15 protein-coding genes are annotated in these 22519 nt (G+C 70.3%); 3 read left to right on the forward strand and 12 right to left on the reverse strand.

All coding sequences use genetic code 11. The features are described from left to right. Positions 1-257: 257 nt before the first annotated feature. The 7 genes from AB0G63_RS35610 to AB0G63_RS35640 all read right to left on the reverse strand — a co-directional run bounded on the left by AB0G63_RS35610 (position 258) and on the right by AB0G63_RS35640 (position 9250). A complete protein-coding gene (locus AB0G63_RS35610) occupies positions 258-809 on the reverse strand; it encodes a DUF1349 domain-containing protein (protein ID WP_360758985.1) in 552 nt (183 codons plus the stop codon). 229 nt (positions 810-1038) lie between these two features. Further along, a complete protein-coding gene (locus tag AB0G63_RS35615; protein ID WP_360759017.1) occupies positions 1039-2544 on the reverse strand; it encodes a glycoside hydrolase family 43 protein in 1506 nt (501 codons plus the stop codon). Further along, a complete protein-coding gene (locus AB0G63_RS35620; protein WP_360758987.1) occupies positions 2544-3455 on the reverse strand; it encodes an ATP-binding cassette domain-containing protein in 912 nt (303 codons plus the stop codon). Before AB0G63_RS35620 ends, AB0G63_RS35615 begins: the two co-directional genes overlap by 1 nt. After that, the gene (locus tag AB0G63_RS35625) at positions 3452-5269 is read right to left on the reverse strand and encodes a dipeptide/oligopeptide/nickel ABC transporter permease/ATP-binding protein (protein ID WP_360758989.1); all 1818 of its coding nucleotides are present in this window, start codon (positions 5267-5269) and stop codon (positions 3452-3454) included. Before AB0G63_RS35625 ends, AB0G63_RS35620 begins: the two co-directional genes overlap by 4 nt. Next, positions 5266-6207, reverse strand: a complete 942-nt coding sequence (locus tag AB0G63_RS35630; protein WP_360758991.1) for an ABC transporter permease — start codon at positions 6205-6207, stop codon at positions 5266-5268. The genes AB0G63_RS35625 and AB0G63_RS35630 overlap by 4 nt, the downstream gene beginning before the upstream one ends. A 41-nt stretch (positions 6208-6248) precedes the next feature. Beyond that, a complete protein-coding gene (locus tag AB0G63_RS35635) occupies positions 6249-7772 on the reverse strand; it encodes an ABC transporter substrate-binding protein (protein ID WP_360758993.1) in 1524 nt (507 codons plus the stop codon). Positions 7773-8236: 464 nt separating this feature from the next. Then, the gene (locus tag AB0G63_RS35640) at positions 8237-9250 is read right to left on the reverse strand and encodes a LacI family DNA-binding transcriptional regulator (protein WP_360758995.1); all 1014 of its coding nucleotides are present in this window, start codon (positions 9248-9250) and stop codon (positions 8237-8239) included. A gap of 149 nt (positions 9251-9399) precedes the next feature. Between AB0G63_RS35640 and AB0G63_RS35645 the strand changes: the two genes are divergently transcribed. Both AB0G63_RS35645 and AB0G63_RS35650 read left to right on the forward strand, forming a co-directional pair. After that, positions 9400-10668, forward strand: coding sequence for an MFS transporter (locus AB0G63_RS35645; RefSeq protein ID WP_360758997.1), 1269 nt, complete (start codon positions 9400-9402; stop codon positions 10666-10668). Positions 10669-10830: 162 nt separating this feature from the next. Continuing rightward, positions 10831-13344 (forward strand): glycoside hydrolase family 3 C-terminal domain-containing protein, encoded by a 2514-nt coding sequence (locus tag AB0G63_RS35650; protein WP_360758999.1) that lies wholly within the window; start codon positions 10831-10833, stop codon positions 13342-13344. 262 nt (positions 13345-13606) lie between these two features. Here AB0G63_RS35650 and AB0G63_RS35655 read toward each other — a convergent pair whose 3' ends face one another. The 5 genes from AB0G63_RS35655 to AB0G63_RS35675 all read right to left on the reverse strand — a co-directional run bounded on the left by AB0G63_RS35655 (position 13607) and on the right by AB0G63_RS35675 (position 21122). Next, positions 13607-15772: a beta-L-arabinofuranosidase domain-containing protein gene (locus AB0G63_RS35655; protein ID WP_360759001.1), complete on the reverse strand. Its 2166-nt coding sequence runs from the start codon at positions 15770-15772 to the stop codon at positions 13607-13609. Between the two features lie 112 nt (positions 15773-15884). Then, the gene (locus AB0G63_RS35660) at positions 15885-17849 is read right to left on the reverse strand and encodes a beta-L-arabinofuranosidase domain-containing protein (RefSeq protein WP_360759004.1); all 1965 of its coding nucleotides are present in this window, start codon (positions 17847-17849) and stop codon (positions 15885-15887) included. Positions 17850-17929: 80 nt separating this feature from the next. Further along, a complete protein-coding gene (locus tag AB0G63_RS35665; RefSeq protein ID WP_360759019.1) occupies positions 17930-18751 on the reverse strand; it encodes a carbohydrate ABC transporter permease in 822 nt (273 codons plus the stop codon). 28 nt (positions 18752-18779) lie between these two features. Beyond that, positions 18780-19754, reverse strand: coding sequence for a sugar ABC transporter permease (locus AB0G63_RS35670; RefSeq protein WP_360759006.1), 975 nt, complete (start codon positions 19752-19754; stop codon positions 18780-18782). Positions 19755-19805: 51 nt separating this feature from the next. Next, complete coding sequence (locus AB0G63_RS35675) at positions 19806-21122, reverse strand: sugar ABC transporter substrate-binding protein (protein WP_360759007.1); 1317 nt, start codon at positions 21120-21122, stop codon at positions 19806-19808. Positions 21123-21405: 283 nt separating this feature from the next. Between AB0G63_RS35675 and AB0G63_RS35680 the strand changes: the two genes are divergently transcribed. Continuing rightward, positions 21406-22434: a LacI family DNA-binding transcriptional regulator gene (locus AB0G63_RS35680; RefSeq protein ID WP_360759009.1), complete on the forward strand. Its 1029-nt coding sequence runs from the start codon at positions 21406-21408 to the stop codon at positions 22432-22434. Positions 22435-22519 lie beyond the last annotated feature (85 nt).

Here is a 22519-nt window from a genome sequence, read left to right on the forward strand (position 1 = left end):
GACGAACGTCGACACGCCGGTCACGCCGGTGACCCCGCCGCCGCGCCGCTGCAGCCGGGACAGCAGGGCGATGCCGATGGCGCCGGACTGGGCGACGGCGGCGTCGATGTACTTTGTCGTCCACCGGGCATCCGGGGCAAATGGGTGACAGTGGGTGCGCCGATATGAGCACAGGGCCTGCCGGGAAGCCTCGGCAGACCCTGTACCTTGACCCGGTTGTTTCACCAGGACGCGCCCCCACACGGAGACAAGGGCGATCAGGCGCCGTCCCGGATGTCCTCTGGCGCCTGCGGTGCGTAACTGATGCGGTCGAAGACCACGTGGCATCCCTCGCCGTTGGGCGACTGCGCCAGGAAACCTATCTTCATCGGATCGGCAACGGCGCCGAAGGTAAAGACGCGCACCATACGCCAACGCTCCCCGTCGAGAGAGGCATGCAGGGCTATCACGCGTCCCATCCGAGCGATGCGGAGCCAGATGGATCGCGCGTGGACATCGAAGGCGTTGGCGTCGTCGGCGAACTCCCGCGCGACGACCGAAACCACCAGTCCCTCCTCGGACGGCGAGTACTCGAAACACAGTTTCGCCCACGTGCGGTCGTCCTGCCAGAGCAGCAGGACGCCTGCGTCGAACCTGTTCCGGAAGTCGACGGTCACCCTCGCCGTGAAGGAGAAGTCCGATGCGGGGAGCTCCCCGAGGAGGGTATCGGCGTTCAGGCGCGTGTACTCATCCAGGACCTCGGTATAGCCGGGGTCGATGAAGTAGTCGGTCTGCGGCGAGGACGTGACTTCGATGCGGTCGTCGATCACCTACCATCCGGCGCCGTTCGAGCTGGTGAGGCCGAACGGGAGAGACGGTGCGGATACGTCCATGAATGGAACCCTTTGAAGGTCGCCCCGGCCTCATGGGAGGTACGGGAACATGCACGTGGCCTGGAATAGACGTCGTTCTCCGAGGCTTGGGAGGAAGAGCAGCCAACGGTCAGAGCCACACGCAGGCCGACGCTGGAGCGAACTCCGGCCGTCGCGTCCGTGCGGATCATCCGTTGTCCCGGCCCTCGTAGAGCAGCCAGTCGACGTCCACCGTCCCCTGCGTGGCATACATGCCCACGACGCGGCCCGTGAAGGAGGCCGCGGTTTCGGCCGCGACATATCGGCCGTCCAGCACCGCCAGATCCGTCCAGCCGTCTCCCGTCCGCACAGACAGTCGTACGACGTCGGGACCGAGGCGTCCCAGACCGTGCTTCGGAGCCGGCTCGGCGGTGATGCGGAGTTCGACTCGCGCGGCGTCCCCTTGCAACGGGCGCTCCCAGGTCTGGGCGAGCGCCCCGGTCCTTCCGCGGGCACATACGGTCTCGGCATCCGCTTCGATGTCGTAGTGGTGCCACTCGTCCATGCGGACGCTGAGCCCGCCGCGGCCTTCCCGGATGTCGAACAGTGCGGTCACACCGACCCGTTCATGCTGTTGTCTGCGGCCCAGGAAGCAGGGGCGGAGGGCGTCCATGTCCGCCGTGCCGTCGGCCGTGAGCCGGAGCCAGCCGGGCCGGTCGGACAGGTTGGCCAGGGCGTTGGGCTCCTGACGCACCGACAGCCACTCCGGTCCGAGGCTGTCCGCCTCGAAGTCGTCCCGGATGCGCACGGTGGGGCCGGCGGGGCTGAGTTCGACCGGCTCGATGACGGGCCAGCCCTCGACCCAGCGCAGGGGGGACGCGAAGGTCTCGCGGCCCATGGGAGAGAAGGCCCGGGTCATACCCCGGGGCCGCATGCCGAGCAGCACCATGATCCACGATCCGTCCGGACACTGGACGAGGTCGCCGTGACCGGTGTTCTGGACGGGCCGGTCGGTGCTGCGGGCGCTCAGCACGGGGTTCGCGGGACAGCCCTCGAAGGGACCATCCGGGCGGGTGGAGCGTGCCACGCTGACGGCGTGCCCCCGTTCCGTGCCGCCTTCGGCGATCACCAGGTACCAGGTGCCGTCTATGTGGTAGAGGTGCGGGGCTTCGGGGAACATCAGGCCGGTACCGGACCACAGGGAGCGCGGTTCCTCCAGGGCCTTGCCGCTCTCGGGGTCGAGGCGGACCTGCTGGATGCCGAGGTGGGTCATGTCGGTTCCGTCGCCGTTGAACACCAGCCCTGAGTACGTGAGGTAGCAGGTGCCGTCCTCGTCCCAGGCGATGTCCGGGTCGATGCCGCTCACGCCCTGCATCGGGGTGCCGTCCGACCAGGGGCCCTCGGGCCGCTCGGCCGTGAAGATCACACTGCCGCGTCCGTTGGCGTCGGTGACGACGCACCAGAAGCGTCCGTCGTGGTGGCGCAGCGTGGGGGCCCAGGCGCCGCCGAGGGTCGGGACGTCATGAAGCCCGAGTTGGGACGCGCGGGTGGCGACATGACCGATCGGTGTCCAGTCGGTGAGGTTCCTGCTGTGGTAGATCGGGATGCCCGGCAGGTATTCGAAGCTGGAGCAGGCGATGTAGTAGTCGTCGCCGACCCGGCAGATGCTCGGGTCCGGGTTGAAGCCGGGAATGAGGGGGTTGGGCGGATTCATCATGGGCTGCCTGTTCTCCTGCTTTCCGATTCCCGTGCGGTCAGTTCCCGGCGTGCGGCGCGCCGCTCGGCCTGCCTGGCCGGGTGCGGCACCGGGGCGGCCAGCAACAGCCGCTGGGTGTACGGATGTTGTGGTTGACCCGTCACCGAGGCCGCGGTGCCCGTCTCGACGATCTCTCCGTGGTACATGACGGCCACGCGGTGGCTGATGTGGCGTACGACGGACAGATCGTGCGTGACGAAGAGGTACGCGACCGAGGTGCGTTCCTGGATCTCGATGAGGAGGTCCAGGACGCGGGCCTGGTTGGACAGGTCGAGCGCGCTGACCGGCTCGTCACAGACGATGAGCCGCGGTGAGCGTGACAGCGCGCGGGCGATGGCGACGCGCTGCCGCTGGCCGCCGGAGAACTCCCGTGGCAGCCTCGCCCCGGCGTCGGCCGGAAGGCGTACCTGGTCCAGCAGTTCGCGCACCCGGGCACGGGCGTCACGGCCGGACACGCCGGTGACCAGCAGCGGCTCGGTCAGGATGTCGTCGATGGTCAGGGCCGGGTTCAGCGAGGTGTACGGGTCCTGGAAGACGACCTGGACGTCCTCGCCGAGCGCCCGCCGCTCCCTCTTGCCCAGGCGGGAGATGTCCCTGCCCCGGAAGGTGATCGTGCCGTGCGTGACCGGGGCGAGGCCGAGGACGGCCCGGCCCAGCGTGGTCTTGCCCGAGCCGGACTCGCCGACCAGGCCCAGGGTCTCACCGGCTCCGATGGTGAGGCTGACGCCCTTGAGGGCGCGGAACGGCTCCTTGCGCCGTTTCCCGGGGTATTCGACCACGAGACCGTTCACGCTCAGCAGCGGTCCGTCGTCCGCGGAGTCCTCGTCCGGTTTGCGGTCTCGTGTGGTGTCGGCAGGCACAGCGCTCATGCGTCCGCTCCCTGTTCGGTTCCGGTGGTGCCCAGGGGGCGGCGTGGCTCGCTGTCCTCCAGGGTCGAGTCCAGCAGCATCCGCGTGTACGGGTGCGTGGGCGCGGCGAACAGGTCCTGCGCCTCGGCGGCTTCGACGATCCGGCCGTTCTGCATGACCGCGACCCGGTCGCAGATGTCGGCGACCACGCCGAAGTCGTGGGTCACGAGAACCATGCCCATCCGCCGCTCCCGCTGGAGGGACCTCAGGAGGTCCAGCACCTCGGCCTGCACCGTCACGTCCAGCGCCGTCGTCGGCTCGTCCGCGACGAGCAGGTCCGGGTCGCAGGACACGGCGGCGGCGATGAGGACCCGCTGTGCCATGCCGCCGGAGATCTGGTGCGGATAGGAGGCGTAGACCCTGGCCGGATCGGCTATTCCCACCCGCTCCAGCAGTGCCAGCGCCTTCCCTCTGGCCTCGTTCCGGGACAGGCCGAGATGCCGGCGCATCGGCTCGGTCAGCTGGGAACCGATCCGGAAGGAGGGGTCCAGGTTGGACATCGGCTCCTGCGGCACGTATCCGATCCTGCGGCCCCGCAGCGCCTCCCGTGCCCGGCCCCGGCCGGAGGTCCCGAGGTCGGTGCCGTCGAAGACCAGCCGCCGGGCCGTCGTCCGGGCCTCGGCGGGCAGCAGCCCGAGCACGGCGAACGCAGTCTGGCTCTTGCCCGAGCCGGACTCGCCGACCAGGCCGAGGACCTCTCCCCGCCGGACGGTCAGGCCGACCCCGTCGACGACGGTCGTCTCGCCGTTCCCCTTGGGGTAGGTCACCTTCAGGTCCTCGACGACGAGGAGTTCGTCGCCGGACAGCCGCGGGAGAGGCAGCGAGGCGGGACGGTCCTCGCTTGCGGACCGGGTCACCGGCTTCGCGGACCGGCGCTTGCGGGACCGGAGAGCGGCGCCGCCGAACAGAACGTCGCTCAGCGCGTTGCCGAGCAGCCCGGAGGCGGCCACCGTCAGCCCGATGGCCAGGCCGGGCCACAGCAGCAGCACCGGTGCGGTGTAGATGTTGCCGAAGGCGTCGTTGAGCATCGCCCCCCAGCTGGCCTTCCCCGACGAACCGAGCCCCAGGAACTCCAGCCCGGACTGGATGAGGATGCCGATGCCGAGGATCTGGACGGCCTGGATGATCACCGGCGCCTGGACGACGCGCAGGATGTGGCGGCGGATGATGCGACCGTCGGACAGGCCCGACACGCGGGCGGCGTCGACGTACAGTTCCTCGCGCACGGCGTTGACCAGTCCGCGTACCAGGCGGAAGACGCCCGGCGCCATGAGCAGACCGAAGACGGCCATCGCCACGTAGGTGTTCTGGCCGGCCGAGCCGAGGACCACCAGCAGCAGGATGATGGCCGGGACCGACATGACCAGGTTGGCGGACCAGCTCGCGACACCGTCGAACCAGCCGCGGAAATAGCCGGCCACGAGCCCGAGAGGAACCCCCAGCACCACCGCGACGGCGGTCGCCAGTGCTGTTCCCAGCAGACTCGTACGGCCGCCGTAGAGCAGCCGGGCCAGTACGTCGCGGCCGACACCGTCCGTGCCGAGCGGGTGCGCGCCGCCGGCCGGGGCCAGCGCGTGCGCCACGTCGGAGCCGGCCGGATCGTGGGCGGTGAGCAGGGGCGCGGCGGCGGAGGCCAGGACCACCACGCCGAGGATCGCCAGGCTGACGACCGCGACCGGGTCCCGCAGGAGCCGCCGCAGCAGCCGGTGCCGCGATGCGGGAGCTGCGATCACCGGTTCCCCGCCGAGCGTTCCGGGTTCCGAGAGCAGGGTCATGCGACACGCACCTTCGGGTTGAGCCACCCCTGGGCCACGTCGAGCAGCAGGTTGACGACGACGACCAGCGCCACCATCACCACCACGACGCCCATGAGCAGCGGGGTGTCACCGTTGGACGCGGCGGTGTTGGCCAGCGAGCCGATGCCCGCGAGGCCGAAGACCTTCTCGACCACCACCGCACCGCCGACGAGGCCGATGAACTGCAGCGCGAGCACGGTCAGCGCCGACGGCGCGGCGTTGCGCAGGGCGTGCCGCAGCAGCAGGCTGCGCCTGCTCAGACCGCGGCTGCGCAGGGTCCGTACGTAGTCCAGGCGCAGTACGTCGACCATGGCGCCCCGGACCTGCTGGGCCGTGGCCGCGACGGCGCCGACCGCGAGCGAGACCGAGGGCAGGATGATCGACTGCAGCCACAGGGACGGGGACTCGGAGAATGGGGTGTAGCCGGTGGCCGGCAGCATCCTCCATCGGACACCGACGAAGAGGGCGAGAACGAGCGCCATCAGGAAGCTGGGTACCGCGAAGCCGATGACGGCGAGCAACTGGACGGCACGGTCGAGGAGGCCCCCGCGGACCGCCGCGCCCGCTCCCAGCAGCACACTGAGCACGGCCGACAGCAGCAGTCCGCCGATGACGATGGACAGGGTGACCGGCAGCTTGTCGCCCAGGGAGGCGGCCACACTGTCACCGCCGGCCCAGGAACGACCCAGGTCGCCCCGCAGGGCGGATCCGAGCCAGTCCGCGTACTGTGCCGCCACCGGCCGGTCCAGGCCCAGCTCGGCCTTCTTCTGGGCGACCTGCCGCGCGGTCGCTGTGGCGCCGGCCAGGTTCCTGGCGGTGTCCGTCCCGGTCATGCTCATGAGCACGAAGGTGAGGGCGGAGATCACCACCACCAGGACCACACCGGACAGCAGGCGCCGCGTCAGAAACGAGATCATGACCGCCTCTTCCGATCTTTCATGTTGCCGGCCTCGTGTGCTCAGCCGGCCGGGCTGAAGTTGTACAGCGGCGGCACGGGAGTGAAGGGCTGCGGGACGACCTTGACCGACTTGGTGGTGGCGTAGGCGGCCTGCACGGCTGCCCAGGGGGCGTTCCACGCCTGGTCCACCAGGTAGGTGTTGAGCTTCCTGAACGCGTGGTCCTGCTTCGCGCCGGTGGAGTGCTGCGCGGTGTCCATCAGCTTGGTGACCTTGGGGTCCTGGTACTTGAAGATGTTCCACGTGGAGTCCTTCGCGACCTCGATCTGGGTGGTGTCCCAGGGACGGAAGGAGGCGAGCGGGAAGTAGGACATGGAGAACTTGCCGGCGAGCAGCTGCTTGATGGTCTGGTCGGAGGGGACGGTGACCAGCTTCACCTTGATACCCACCTTGCCGAGCTGCTCGACCATCGCCGCCTGTGCCTCGGGGAACGGCCCGCTCAGGTCGAGGACCTTGACCGTGAAGCCGTCGGGATAGCCGGCCTCCTTCAGCAGGGCCTTGGCCTTGGCGGGGTCGTGGGGGTACTTCGCGTCGAGGGACGCGTCGTACGCGGCCCCGGACGGGTTGAAGAACTGGGTCGTCGCCTTGCCCGCGCCCTGGTACACGGTCTTGACCAGGGAGGACCTGTCGAGGGCGTAGTTGATGGCCTGACGGACCTTGACCTTCCCGAGCGCCGGGGTGAGCTTGCCGCCGCGGTCCCAGATGTAGACGCCTGCGATGTCACCCGAGGCGTACGTGGTGACGTCCAGTCCACCGCCGCGGGCGACCGTGATGTTCTTGGGGGTGGTGAGCAGGGCGCCGTTGACCTGGCCGGAGCGCAGGGCGTTGAGGACGGCCGTGGGGTCGTTCAGGGGCTTGAGGACCACCTTGTCGAAGGGGAACGCCTTGCTGTTCCAGTAGCCCTTGTTACGGACGAAGGTGTACACGCTGCCGTTGGTGGTGGCGGCCTTGTCCAGCTCGTAGGGTCCCGATCCGACCGGTGTGTCCTTGAGGGTGCCCGCGGCGATGGCCTTCGGGCTGGCCAGCATGCCGGCCACCGAACCGAGGTTGGGCAGGAGCGAGGGATCGGGCGCGGACAGCTTCAGCGTCACGCTGTCGGAACCGCTCGTCGTGACGCTCTCGACGGCCTTGAGCTGGCCTGCCGCCTCGTTGGTGCCGGTGCGCGTGTGTTCCAGGTTCGCCTTGACCGCCGCTGCGTCCAGGGCCGTGCCGTCGGTGAACTTCAGGCCGGACCGGATCTTCAGGGTCAGCCGGGTGTTGCCGTCGTCGTACTTCCACGAGGTGGCGACGTTGGCAACGGGTTCCGCCTTGGTGTCCAGACGCAGCAGCGAGTCGTACACGGGCTGGTAGTACTGGGCGTTGTTGCCCAGGCCGGCGTCCTTCAGGTCCCAGGGCTGCGGCGGGACGATCGGTGCGAGCGTCAGCGTTCTGGAGCCCGCCGCGCCGCTGGAGGGCGAAGCGCCGGAACAGGCTGACATACCGGCCACCAGCGCGACGGCGCCTGCGGCGATGAGGGTTCTTCTCATGATCTGCTCCGGTTTCTCGGATGTCGGGAGCACGGAAGACAACTTACGCGCGTCAGTTGCGCGCGTAAGTGAAGGTAGGGCGAAGGTGTCCGAAAAGGCAACAGTCCATTGCCGGCAAATTTCGTGAGGAGGTGGGGAGGCCCGCCACCGGACCGGGGCGAGGCGGGCGGGCGGGCTTTGCCCGACGAGGGGATTCCTGACTGCATCCGGCAGCATGTCGTCTGAGCAGGCCGCGGTGCGGCACCGGACGAAACCGCGCACCCGCTCACCCGGGACCGGTCCCGGCGGGACGGTGACCGCTTGCGGCCTTCCCGCCGGTCAGCGGCCCCGCGCCCCATCCGGCCGCGTACATGGCGGGAACGCAGGGTTCCGGCAGCGCAGCCGCGAGCGACGCGACCCGGCACCGCGGGCCGTCCCGCCGCAGGGCCGCCGAGCATCCGGCCGTCGTTCGGCCGCCGCAGGAGTCAGGCGGAGTCGCGCACGATGAGCCGGACGGAGATCGGCGACACGTCGGGGAAGCGTGGCATGCCGCCCGCCGCGCGGACCACCTCGTCGGCCAGGAAACGTGCCTGCGCCTCGAGATCCAGCTCGACCGTACTCAGCGGCGGATCGGCCAGGCCGGCGGAGGGGATGTCGTCGACGCCGATGACGGCGAGATCACCGGGCGCGCTCAGCCCCAGGCGGCGCAGGCCGGCCAGGGTCGCCAGGGCCGTCTCGTCGTTGTAGGCGCACACCGCCGTCACGGGCTCACCGTCACCCCGGTTCCGCCAGGCCTCGACCGCGGCCGCCGCTCCCTCGGGGTCCAGAGGGACCGCGTGGACCACGGGCTCGGGCAGGCCGAGTTCCGCGCAGGCCTCCCGGACCCCGTCGAGGCGCAACTGTGCGAATCCGGTCAGGCGCTCGTCGTCGGTGCCGGCGAACCCGAGTCTGCGGTGCCCGGCGCCCGCGAGGTGGGCGACCTGCACACGGCTGATCTCCATCTGGGACAGCCGCATCTCGTTGTGCTCGACGGTCCCCGGCTCGTCGAGGATGTGCACGGCCTGGATTCCGGCCGCCTGGATCGCGGTTCGGTCGGCGTCACTGAGGCCGCCCATGACGACCACACCGATCGGCGCCACCTTGCGCCAGATGTCCTGCACTGCTCCGTCCTTCACCGACGCCAGGTGGGTCACGAGCGTCAGGCCGTGCTCCGCCACCGCTCGGGACAGGTGTTCCAGGAGCCGGCCCACGGAGAATCCGATGGGCCAGTCGGGCAGCAGGCACAGGACGAGGTCACTGCTGCCCCGCGCCAGTTCCCGCGCCGCGGGCGAGGGCAGGTAGTTCAGACGGGCCGCCGCCTCCAGGACCCGGCGGCGAGTGTGTTCCGGGATGGACTGGCGGGGGTCGTCGTTGAGGACGTAGCTCACCGTGGCGCGCGAGACGCCGGCCTCACGAGCGACATCGCTACTGGTCGTGCGGCGGCGGGCGGAGTGCGCCACGACGTCCTCCCCCGGAACTGGTGGGTCCTGAATGGTTGTGCCAGCCGACATCTTATGGCTATGGTCCGCTTACGCGAGCCACTGACGCGCGTAAGCAGCGTCGAGGGTGACAAACTGTTCTTCGCGCGCACCGACCCCAGGGACTTGGTATGACCGCACAGGATGTCGAAGAGGCCGTCGAATTCTCGGCGCCCAGGGCGCCGACCGCGCGGCCCTCCGGCGTCTCCAGGGGCCACCGCGCCCTCATCGCGCTGCTCCTGCTCGGCAACACCGCGGTCATCGCCGTCTACATGGGGGCCGGGGTCCTCCTGGCCGTGCAGGCGGCGCAGATCTCGCCGAACGGCAAGGTGGCCGCCCTCGGCACCGTCACCGGCGTCGCGGCGCTGGTCGCCACCCTGGCCCAGCCGGTCGTCGGTGCGCTGTCCGATCGCGGCGGGCGCCGCGGTCCCTGGATCCTGGGCGGTGCCCTGGCCGGGTTCGGGCTTCTGTCGGTACTGGCCGACCTGCGTACGGTCCTGCTGCTGACCATCGGCTGGTGCGCGGTCAGCGCGGCGCTGAACGCGTACCAGGTCGCGGTCGGCTCGGTGATTCCCGACCGGATCCCCGAAGGGCTGCGCGGCACCGCCTCGGGGTTCGTGGGCCTCGGCATTCCGCTGGGCGCCTTCCTGGGGCCGTGGCTCGCGGCCCAGGCCGCACCGGTGTCCCTGCGCACCGGATACCTCTTGCTCGGCGGGCTTGTCGCGTTCGCCGCGCTCCTGCTGACCTCCCTCGCCAGGGAGCGGCGGATGCCGGGCGGGCGGTCCGCCGGGCTGCGCGGTCAGCTGACCTCGCTGGGGTCGGCGCTGCGCGGCCGGGACTTCCGCTGGGCCTTCACGGGCCGAGCGCTGATCACCCTGGGCTACTTCTCCGTCTCGGGGTTCCAGCTGTACATCGTGCAGGACCACACCGTGCTGCCGGCGGGCCTGACCCCCGTGGAAGCGGTGGCCGTGCTCAGTCCGGTGGGCGCCGTGGCCATGGCCGTCTCGACCGCGCTCGGCGGAGTCCTGTCGGACCGTACGGGACGACGCAAGCCTTTCGTCGCGGGAGCGGCGATCGTCTCAGCGGGGGGCGCGCTGCTCCCGGTCTTCAGCCACAGTTGGACAGCGATGCTCGTCTTCGCCGCGCTGAACGGGCTCGGCTTCGGCTGTTTCATGGCCGTCGACCTCGCCATCGTGACGCTGGTACTGCCCTCCGCCTCCGACGCGGCCCGTGACCTCGGCGTCCTGAACATGGCGCAGGCCGGTCCGCAGATCGTGTCACCGCTGATCGGCTCGCTGGCGGTCTCCGTGCTGGGTGGCTACACCGGGCTCTTCCTGGTGGCCGGCGCGGTCGCCGTGCTCGGATCCCTGGCCATGCTGCCGATCCGCGGCGTGCGCTGAACCAGCGGCGGGCGGCGTCCTGACCCGCGGCCCGCCGCTTCCCGACCCCACGCCCGCCCTGTCCTGGCCCTGTCATGACCCGTCCGGTCCTCTCCGCACCGGTCCGGGCCTGTACGGGCCGTACCGCGGGCTCCTCTGTCCTGTCCGAAAGGAATTCCTCGCATGCCCTCTTCACCGGCGGCCGATGTCGTCGAGGCCGCGCTCGCCCGGCTCGACCTGGACACCAAGGCCGGGCTGCTGGCCGGCCAGGACATGTGGTCGCTCCCCGCCGTCCCCGCCATCGGACTGCGGTCGCTGGTCATGTCCGACGGCCCCATCGGGGTCCGCGGCACCCACTGGTCACCGGAGGACCCCTCCATAGCGCTTCCCAGCCCCACCGCGCTGGCCGCGACTTGGGATCCGGAACTGGCCCACCGTGCCGGACAGTTGCTCGCCGCCGAGGCCCGCCGCAAGGAGGTGCACCTACTTCTGGCGCCGACGATCAACCTGCACCGCACGCCTCTGGGCGGACGCCACTTCGAGTGTCTCTCGGAGGATCCGGTGCTGACCGGCCGGATGGCGGCGGGTTACGTACGCGGCGTCCAGGACGGAGGCGTCGCGGTGGCGGTGAAGCACTTCGTCGCCAACGACAGCGAGACGGAGCGGTTCTCCCTCGACGTCCAGGTCGATCAGCGGACACTGCGGGAGCTGTACCTGGCCCCGTTCGAGCATGTGGTCACGCAGGGCGGCGTGTGGGCGGTGATGTCCTCGTACAACGGTGTGAACGGTTCCAGCATGACGGAGAACCACCACCTGCAGCGCGAGGTGCTGCGCGGTGAGTGGGGGTTCGACGGGATCACGTTGTCCGACTGGGGGGCGGCACGGGACACGGTGCGTGCGATCACCGCCGGACTGGACGTGGCCATGCCCGGCCCGAAGACGGTGTACGGGCAGACACTGGCCAGTGCCGTTCGCGACGGCAGGGTCCCGGAGGAGGCCGTCGACGAGGCCGTACGACGCGTGCTGCGACTCGCCGTGCGGGTGGGCGCGTTCGACGACCCGGAGGGTTCCGGAAGGCCGGACGAGCGGGCGGCCGGCCCGCGCCCGGAAGGCATCCCTGCCGCACCGGGCGGCGACCTCGCCCGCGAGATCGCCCGGCTGTCCTTCGTCCTGCTGAAGAACGATGACGCGGTGCTCCCCCTGCGGCATCCGGACGGGCTGCGCAGGATCGCGGTCATCGGTGACGCGGCGCGGGACGCCCGGATCATGGGCGGCGGCAGCGCCACCGTGTTCCCGCCCCGTGTCGTCAGCCCCCTGGCAGGACTGGGTGCCGCCCTGCCACGCGAGGTGGAGATCGTCCACGCCCAGGGCGCCGACCCGCGCACCCGCCTCGCCCCCGCCCGCCATGGCTTCACCTTGCGCTCGCAGTTCCACGACGGCGAGGGCACCGTCCTGGCCGACCTCCCACAGCCGGACGGCAAGGTCCAGATGTTCGGCAGCATGCCGACCGGCGTCAGTTCCGACCTGCTCCGCTCCGCGCGGATCAGCGGAACGTTCACCCCGGACCGCACGGGTGAACACACCTTCGCCGTCAGCGGTCACGGCCGTCTGCGGTTCGCCCTCGGTGGACGCGTGCTCTACGACGCCCATCTCGCCCCGGACAGCGAGGACCCCTTCCTGGCTGTCATGTCGCCGTCGGAAGAGCGCCTCACCGCACACCTGGAGGCGGGCAGCACGGTCGACGTGACGCTGGACTACGTCCCGACCGGCCGTGACGCGGGAGAGGGGATTCCGGCGCTGTCCTTCGGTCTGGGACACCGGCCGCCGACACGGCCGGACGAGGAACTGCTCCAGGAGGCCGTGGAGGCCGCGGCCCGCGCGGACGTCGCCGTGATCGTCGTGGCGACCACCGAAGAGGTCGAGAGCGAGGGGTTCGACCGTACGGACCTGAGGCTGCCCGGCCGCCAGGACGAACTGGTCGCCCGCGTGGCCGCCGTCAACCCCCGGACGATCGTGGTGGTGAACACCGGTTCCCCGGTGGAGATGCCGTGGCGCGACGACGTGTCGGCGATCCTGCTCACCTGGTTCCCCGGCCAGGAGGCCGGCCACGCGCTCGCCGACATACTCCTCGGCGCGGCCGAGCCCGGTGGCCGGCTTCCCACCACATGGCCCGTGCGGGCGGAGGACTGCCCGGTGCTGGATCCCCGGCCGACCGGCGGAGTGCTGCGCTACGAGGAGGGGCTCCTCATCGGCTATGCCGCCTGGCAGCACGGGCGGACCGAGCCCGCCTACTGGTTCGGACACGGCCTCGGATACACCGAATGGGCCTACGAACACGCCGAGTTCACCCCCTGTACCCCCAGGTCTCCCGATGTTCTCGGCACACTCCGCGTCCGGGTCCGCAACGTGGGATCCCGCGCCGGACGGGAGGTCGTGCAGACCTACATCGAGTCGATGGACGCCGAAGCCCCTACATCGTCCCCGACCCCGCTGCGGCGCCTGACCGGATTCGCCACCGCCCAGGCCGAGCCTGGTCGGTCGACGACCGTCGAGATCACCGTGCCACGCCGCGCCGTGGAAGCCTGGGACACGGCGACCGGGACCTGGCGCACCCTGACCGGTGAGCACCGGCTGCGCACCGGCCGAAGCTGCGTGGACCTGCGCCTGCACACCCCGATCACAGCGCTCTCCCCCTGACGACTCCCCGCCGGGGGCCTCCCGACCCGCCCCGCATGGATCCCCGGCGCCGGAGTCAGCGGCCCTGGCACGAGGACGTGTACCTCGTGTCAGGGCCCCGCACCGTCTGTGAACCTGCGCAGGGCTTCGACGTTCCGGGGCGCGGGACACGACGCCTGAGCGGGAAGGGCCTCGACCGGCCCGTTGCCCTTGGTAGCCGCAATGCCGCCGGCGGCAGGTGGGTGTGTGCTGTGCTGATGCGTTCGGCGCCGTGTTCTCGGCCTCAGGGCCTCAGGTTCGCGCGGCCGGCCGCTTCGACGACGCGGTCTCGCTCGGAGCGTGTGAACAGTCCCTCGGACAGCCATGCGTCGGCGAGTGCGCGTACCGCCTGCATGAAGCGGCCCGAGGTGGCGAAGGGAGCCTGCTCCCAGAGCACGTCGAGGAAGGTGAAGCCGTCACCGCGGGCCCGGTTGGGCACGCCCGAGTCGACGGTGCCGAACACGACGACGGGTTCTGAGCGATGGAAGTAGGCATGGTAGCGGGCGTCGTCCGCGAGGTGGAACGGTGCGAGCGTCAGGCCGTGCGTGGTGAAGTGCATCGGGCGGCCCTCGGACCGGATCGAGTCGGCGAGATCGCCCCGGAGCGTGAAGTCCTTGTAGAAGGAGAACACGCGGAACTGCGGTTCCTGGCTCCGAGCGACCAGCAGGACCGGCCCGTAGAACACCGACTGGACGGTGGGGTCGTCCAGAGCCCTTTCGATGCGCAGGCGGTAGGGAGTGGAGACCTGGATCCTGTCGCCTCGCCGCCAGTTTCTGCTCAGAGTGAGGTAACTGCCGGGTACCGCCTCGGCCTGCCGGCGGACTCCGTTGACCGTGACGGTAAACCCTTCCGTGGCCCAGGCGGGGACGCGGAGTCTCACGTCGAGCCTTCCGCTGCCCTCTTGGAACGTCAGGGTGCGCACCCCCTCGGCCGGGTAGTCGCTCGTCTGCTCCAGGACGAAGCCGCGCTCCGGCCACCGCAGCGTCGAGGCGAGGTAGAGGTTGACGTAGAGGGAGTTGCCGTCGGCGGAGCGGAAGTAGACCGAGTCCTGGTACTTGGTGTGGTTCTCCATGCCGGTGCCGCCGCAGCAGGTACCGGTGTTGTCGTACTCGCGCACGACGCCGGGTCCCATGCCGACGAAGTAGGTGACCTCCGGACTGTCCGTGCTGGGGGCGTCCCTGCGGGAGGCCAGGATGTGGTTGGTCAGGCCCCGCTCGTAGTAGTCCATGTACGCGGGGTCCTGCTGGTGGAAGAACAAGTGCCGACTCAGCTTGAGCATGTTGTACGTCGCGCAGGTCTCGGCGTTGTCGTCCCCGAGGGTGGCCGCGATCGCGCCCCGGGCGCGGAACATCTCACCCTTGCCCGTACCGCCCAGGCTGTACGTCCGGGGGTTTACGACCATCCCCCAGAAGTTGCGGGACGCGGCGGCGTACTTCTCCTCCCCCGTGTGGTCGAACAGCCGGAGGTAGCCGGTGAACTGGGGGATGTGCTGGTTGGCGTGCCGGCCGTCGAGGAGGTCGCGGTCTTCGGCGCAGGCGTCCAGCAGCGTGGTGTTGTCGAAGCAGCGGGCGGCCGCGAGGTGCTCCTCCCGCCCGGTGAGGGCGTACAGGTCCGCCAGCACCTCGTTCATACCGCCGTACTCGCCCGCGATGTAGATGGACCACATGCGCTGCAACTGGGCCTTCGGCAGGTGGCCGAGCCTGCTGTGCACCCAGTCGCCCATCTTCGAGGCGATGGTCAGGGCGTGTGCGTTTCCGGCCAGGGTGTGCGCGTCGAGGAGACCGCGCATGATCTTGTGGCAGGTGTAGTAAGGCGCCCAGATGGTGGGGTACGTCGCGTAGCTCTCCAGCAGGACGAACTGGGTCTCCGGGTAAGCCGCCAGGTAGCCGGGGTGGCTGGGCTTCGGCGATCCTTCTTCCGACAGCGCCTGTTGGCACTCGCCGAGCGCACCGACCAGGTAGTCCAGTTTGTCTTTGAGCGCGGCCTCGCCCGTGCCGGCGTACGCCTGGGCGACGAGGGTGAGGAAGTGGCCACCGTAATGGCCTCGCAGGTTGCCGTCGGCGGTCTCCCAGCCGCCGGGTGGCCGGGCGGCGCGGGTGTCGAGCCCGGCGTTGGCCCGGAAGACGGCCAGGATGCGGTCGGCCGGGTACGCCCTGGCGTAGTCGAGCATCAGGTCGCGCTTGCGGCGGAAGACACCGTCGCCGAGCATGACCTGGTCCAAGGGGAAGGGTCGCGCAGCCCAGGTGGGCGGGGCGGGCAGGGAAGTTGCGGCGGCCCCGACGGACGCCACGGGCGGAACCGGGCCGGCCGCCTCGGCGTACGCCGAGGGGGTGGCGTACGAGAGCGGGGCCCCGGCGGCGGTTCCTGCCGCGATCCTCAACAGCTTTCGGCGGGTGGGGGGTTGGGACACGTGCGGACTCCGATCGTGGGTCGTCGGTCGTCGGCGGGTGGGGGCGGCGGTGCGGCGGCCGCGAGGTCCTGTAGCAGCGGTCACAGTGACGCGGCGGTGGTGAGGTGCACGGCTACCTCCCTGTCGGGGCGCTGTTCGGCGGGGCGGGACGGTCCGGTTCCACGGTTGGCAGCCACACCCGCACTGTCGAAGGCCCGCGGTTCGCCCAGGAGTGGTAGGGGACCAGGACAATCCCCGTCCGGTCGGCGGTCGACTCGGCGGCGGCCCCGTCGAACGGCCGGTACGGCCAGGCCTCGTCGCGCCGGCCGTCGTACGCCGTGACCTGCCCGGCGGCCACCACGGCGCCCTCCGGGCCGTCCTCCGGCGCGACGGACGGGTCCACCCGGATCACATCCACGTCGTGGCCGTCCGGCAGGTCCACGGACTCGGCGCAGTACACCAGCGGCCCGCGCTGGACGGCCACCGTGCCGCGGACGGCGTCGATGCGCGGGTCGGGCCGGATCCAGCGCGGTCGTACAGGCAGGTCGAGCCGGATCTCGTCACCGGGCCGGAAACTGCGCGTCACCTCGGCCGTACCCGGGGCTACGTGACGACGGGTTCCGTCCGGGTCGGTCAGGCACGCCGTGGCGCCCGCCGTCCACGCGGGGACGCGCAGCGACACGGTCCACGGGCTGCGAGGAGACGACTGTTCGATGCGTACGGTCACGCTTCCGCTCGACGGATAGTCGGTACGGATGCGCAGCGCGACCCTGTGGCCGCCCTTGAGTGAGGTGGCGATCTCGGCGTCGGCGTACTGATGCAGTTGCACGCCGTGATCGTCGGCCGTCGCGAGGTACGCGGGAAGCTGGGCCAGCGTGCGTGCCACGTTGGTCGGGCAGCAGGACACGGCGAACCAGGGTGCGCGCAGGCTCGACTCGGCGCGCGGGCTTGCCGCGCCCGTGGCCGGCACGGCCCCTCGGCGGCGTCGGTGCAGGGTGTTGGCGTAGAAGAAGGCCCGGCCGTCCTGCGCGGGAGAGGTCGCGACCACGTTGAAGAGGGTCCGCTCGGCGAGGTCGGCGAACCGCGGCTCGCCGGTGGCCAGCAGCAGCCGCCAGCTGAGCATCACGGAGGCGACGCCGGCGCAGGTCTCCGAGTAGGCCCGGTCCGGGGGCAGGACGAAGTCGTCCCCGAAGGACTCGTCCCGGTGGTGCGAGCCCATGCCACCCGTCAGATAGGTCCGGCGGGCGACCGTCGCCTCCCACTGCCGCACGACCGCGTCGAGCAGGTCGTCGTCCCCGGTCTCCACGGCCACGTCGACGGCACCGGCCGCGAGGTAGAGAGCCCGGACGGCATGGCCGCGAAAGACCGTGGCTCGGCGTACGGGTATATCGTCCTGGTAATAGGCGCGGCCGAACTCGATGTCGGCGAGTGTGCCGTGGCCACGGCGGTCGACGAAGAGCGCGGCCTGGTCGAGGTAGCGCTGCTCCCCCGTCATCCTGGCCAGTTCCACCAGAGCCGTCTCGATTCCGGGGTGGCCGCAGACACCCTGGATGCCGCTGCGTCCGAAGGTGGCGCAGACGTGGTCGGCAGCCCGTCGGGCGATCTTCGTCAGCTCGCCCTCGCCCCCGGTCCGGGCCTGGGCCACGCCCGCCTGGATCAGGTGTCCGTGGCAGTAGAGTTCGTGGCCCCATTCGAGGTCGCTGTAGCGGGGCTGCTGCCCGGTGTGACCGAAAGCCGTGTTCAGGTAGCCGTCCGGTTCCTGGGCGGATGCGACGGCCTCGGTGAGCGCGGCGATGTCCGTGTCGAGCGTGCCCTCGTCGCCGGACTGCCAGGCCATGGCCTCGAGGAGTTTGTAGAGTTCGGAGTCGGCGAACTCCCGGCCACGCCGTTCCCGGTGGACACGGTCCTGCGCGGCGGCACGGAAGTTGCCGGTCCAGCCGACGCGTTCCATCCAGTCGCGGCAGTGGCCGAGCGTGGCGGTCGCGTTCGTGTGGCGGCGGCGGGCCCAGAATCCCCCGGTGATCCTGACCTCGTCAAGACCGAGTGGCCGCAGCCTGCCGCGGGTCGGTGCCACCGGCAGGACGGGGATCTCTCCCATGTTCTCCCTCACCACTTCATTCCTTCGGCTCGTCCCTTCGGTTGTCCGGCCAGGTCGTCCCGCGCGTCGGCCCTCACCTGTCAGCCCTTGAGCGCGCCGGACATGAAGCCCCGTATGTAGTGCCGTTGCAGGAGCAGGAAGAGGACGAGGCAGGGCACTGCGAGGACCACCACGCCCGCCTCGGTGGCGCCGTAGTCGACCGCGCCCATGCTCTGCTGCCGGAGATTCGCGACGGCCAGCGGCAGCGGCGCCTTCTCGCTGTCGGAGATGAGGATCAGTGGGGCCACGAAGTCGTTCCAGGCCGCGAGGAACGCGAAGAGACCGACGGTGATCAGCCCGGGTCGCACCGCCGGGACGAGGATCCGCCGCAGCGCGCCCGCCGTGCCGCAGCCGTCGACCAGCGCCGACTCCTCCAGTTCGCGCGGCACGGCCTCGAAGGAGATCCGCATCATGAAAGTGGCGAACGGCAGTTGGAACATGGCCAGCACCAGACTCAGCCCGACCAGCGAGTTCTGCAGGTGAAGTCTGCCGAGCAGTACGTAGAGGGGGATGAGGAGGGTGGCGTAGGGGACCATGAGGATGGCCAGGGTCACCAGGAACAGCAGGTTCTTGCCGGGGAAGTCGAAGCGGGCGAAGGCGTAGCCGCCCAGCAGCGACACTCCGAGGGTCAGGGCGACGGTCAGCGCGGAGACCAGGGTGCTGTTGAGGAGGTAGCGCCACAGGCCCGCGTCGTAGTGGAGCAGCGTCCGGTAGTTGCCGAGGCCGTGACCGGACGCCTGGGCGGTGCCGGGCTGCCCGGTGACGGAGGCCCAGGCGTCCCACACGAGCGGAAAGAGGAAGACGACTGCCAGCCCCCCGGCGACGACGTAGTGGGGTGTCCGGCCGAGGGCGCGGGTCAGCACCGTGGTGTCCCTTCTCATGAGATACGGCTCATGACTCGTCGGCGCGGCGCAGAGCGCGGAACTGGAGGGCGTTGAGCAGGAGCAGCACACCGAGCACGGCCACCGACAGGGCCGCCGCGGTGCCCAGGTCGAGCCGTTGGAAAGCCTCGCGGTAGATCAACTGGACGACGGTGACGGTGCTGTTGTCCGGTCCGCCCTTGGTGAGGATGAAGAACTGGTCGAAGGCGAGGAGCGAGCCGGTCACGCACAACAGCAGCGTCAGGGCCAGGGACGGCCGCAGCAGCGGCAGTGTGATGGAGCGGAAGGTCTGGCCGCGGCTCGCGCCATCCATGCGGGCGGCCTCGAACACCTCCTGGGGGATGCGCTGGAGGCCGACGAGGAGGATCAGCATGTAGAAGCCGGCGAACTTCCAGACGATGAGGAACACCGTCGACAGCAGGGCGGAGGCCGGGGTGCCGAGAAAGGACACCGGGCCGTCGGCCAGGCCGAGTTCTTCCAGGATGCGGCTGAGCGGGCCGGTGCCGGGGCTGTACAGGCCCCAGAACAGCAGGGAAGCCGAGGCCAGTCCCAGGGCGCCGGGCAGGAAGTAGACCGTACGGAAGAAGCCCGCCCCGGGCCGGGACTCCTGCACCAGCAGGGCGAGGAGGAGGGCGAGGCTGAGGAGTACGACTGTGACGATCACGGTGTAGAGGAGGGTGAAGCGGACCGCGGGCCAGAACAGGGTGCCGCCGGTCACGTCGGTGTAGTTCTCGGGGGCGTTGAAACCCCGGTCTCCCGCGAGGAGCGGCCAGTCGCTGAGTGACATCTGCCCGACGAGCAGCAGCGGCAGCACGAAGAACACCGCGACGAACACGGCTGTGGGAGCCGCATAAGCGAGACCCTTCACCTTGCGGGACCGCCACCGGGACAGGGCGACGCGGGACGGACGTGCCCGGCGTTCGGGCCGGGGCTCGGTCCGGCTCCGAGGCTGGGCCTCCGCCGGGTCGGCTGTGTTCGCCTGCATGACTCTCCTGTGCCGTATGACGTGGGAGGGGTGCTGGGAATCGGGTGCCGTTCAGTCGGCCAGTGAAGCACTGACCGCGTCGTTGTCCTTGTCGACGGACGACCCGTCGCCGAAGACGGCGTCGCGCATCAGCTTCAGCCAGGGCCCGTTGGGGTCGTTGAAGGTCTGGCCGAACTTCAGCGCGTACGGAGTACGGCCGTCGGCCACGAGTTTGTTGATCGTCACCAGCCGCGGGTCTGCCTTGGAGTACTTGTTGGACGCGAGGTCGGTGCGCGCCGGCACGTCCTTGTGCGCGGCGACCACCTCGATCTGCGCCTCGTCGCCCAGCGACCAGGCGAGGAAGTTCCAGGCACGGTCGGCCGACTTGCTGGTGGCGGCGATACCGATGGCGTCACCGCCGACGAAGGCGGACCTGCCGCCGTCGGGTCCGGGAATCGGCGCGACGCCGAGGTCGAGCCCCTTGGGCATCAGCCCCAGGGTGGTCGACGGCATGGGCATGACGCCGACCTTGCCCTTCGGGAAGACACCGGTCCAGGTCGTGCCCGTCTCCTCGCGTGCGCCGGGGGCCACGATGCCGTCCTTCACCCACCCGCGATAGGTGTCGTAGACCTTCTTCGCGGTGTCGGAGGCGAGAGCCGCCGCGGTTCCCTCCTTGTTCAGCACCTCCTTCCCCGCGGCCCAGATGGACGGCCACCAGGTGAAGACGCCGCACCCGCCGCAGTTGCCGCCGAAGAAGGTGCCGTTGACTCCTCCGCCCAGCGCGTTCACGGCCCGTGCCTGCCGGTCCCATTCCCTCAGGCTGGTGGGCGGCTTGTCGGGGTCGAGTTTCGCCTTGCGGTAGAGGCTTTTGTTGTAGAAGAGAACTGACAGGTCCAGGGTGTGCGGCACGACGTACTTCCTGCCCTCGTACGTGCCGGCCTTGATGTGCGACCGGGCGAGGTGCTTGGCGAAAGGCAGGGCGTCGATGCGTTCGGTGAGATCGGCGTACAGCCCGCTGGAGGTGTAGTTGGGGACGAACACCACATCGGAGGCGAACAGGTCGGGCAGGTCCTTGGATCCGGCGGCCGCCCCGACCTTGGCCTGGTAATCGTCGGTGGGGATGACGGTCAGCTCGATCTTGTTCCTGTGGCTCTCGTTGTACGCCTTGACCAGTGCCTCGCTCTGCGGCCGGGTCGCCGCTCGGGTCCACATCGTCAGCGTTGTGCCGTCATCGACGCCGCCGGGGTCTGCAGCCCTGGGTCCCCGCCCACCGCCCGAGCCGCCTTCCCCCGACCCGCACGCCGTGACCAGACTCGCCGCGGCGAGCAGGGCGACGGTGCCGGTGACGAGACGGCGCGCGCGTCCACGTGGTCCGACGGTTTTCCCCAATGTTCCCTGCCCCCTCTTGTTACGGCAGGCCGTGCTCGGCCGACCGTCGGACGGTGGATGCCGATTGCTGTGGTGGCGCTGAACCGTGCGGCGAGCAAGGACCGAAAAGGTTTTCTGAGACGCTAGAACTGAATGTGTGACTCGTCAATCCCCTTGCGGCGACGGAGTGTCAGGGACAACCACAAGGTATGGAGGAACCCAGTCCGAAACCTTTCGCGTAGTGTTTTGTCCCCGACGTGTCAGCCTCGACGGCTTCGGCACGCGACACGAGGCAGGAGCACCCATGGCACAGGCCACCGACCCCTCTCGTTCGCAGCCCGCCACCCTCAGCGACGTCGCCCGGTTGGCAGGCGTGTCCATCGCCACCGCGTCCAAGGCCCTCAACGGCCGCAGCCAGGTGCGTGCCGAGACCCGGCAGCGGGTGGTCGACGCGGCCGAGCGGCTGTCCTTCCGGCCCAACCAACTGGCCCGCGGTCTGCTCGCCGGCCGCACGGGCACCGTCGGGCTGCTGACCAGCGACCTGGAGGGGCGGTTCAGCATCCCGATCCTCATGGGCGCCGAGGACGCCTTCGGGGCCGGCGAGGTCGCGGTCTTCCTGTGCGACGCGCGTGGCGACGCGATCCGCGAGCAGCACCACGTCCGCGCGCTGCTGGGCCGCCGGGTCGACGGCCTCATCGTGGTGGGCAGCCGGACCGACCCTCGCCCGGCCCTGGGCGGCGAGTTGCCCGTCCCCGTGGTCTACGCGTACGCCCCGTCGGAGGATCCGAGGGATCTGTCCATCGTCCCCGACAGCGTGGGAGCCGGCCGGATCGCCGTGAACCATCTGCTCGCCTGCGGGCGCCGCCGGATCGCGCACATCACCGGCGACCCCGGATACCTGGCGGCGCAGGAGCGGGCCGAGGGCGCCCGGTCCGCGCTCTCCGACGCCGGCCTCGCCCTGGTCGGCGAACCGCGCTTCGGGATGTGGTCGGAGGGCTGGGGACGGGCGGCCACCACGATGCTGCTCGACCAGCACCCAGACGTCGACGCCGTGCTGTGCGGCAGCGACCAGATCGCCCGCGGTGTCATGGACGTGCTGCGCGAGCGGGGCCATCGGGTGCCGGAGGACGTGTCGGTCATGGGCTTCGACAACTGGGAGATCCTCACCACCGCCTCCCGCCCTCCGCTCACCAGCGTCGACATGAACCTCGAACAGGTCGGCCGCGCGGCGGCGCACGCGCTGTTCAGCGCGATCGGCGGGGCCCGTCGCTCGGGTGTGGAGACCCTGCCCTGCCGCGTGGTGATCAGGGGGTCGACCGCGCCGTTGTCCTGAGCGCGCAGCCGCCGCCCCAGCCCCCTCCCACCCCCCTTGACACTTCCGGGTCCTGCACCTACGTTGCGAAAACCTTTTAGGTTTC

The organism is Streptomyces sp. NPDC020996 (assembly GCF_040641355.1).
Taxonomy (GTDB): domain Bacteria; phylum Actinomycetota; class Actinomycetes; order Streptomycetales; family Streptomycetaceae; genus Streptomyces.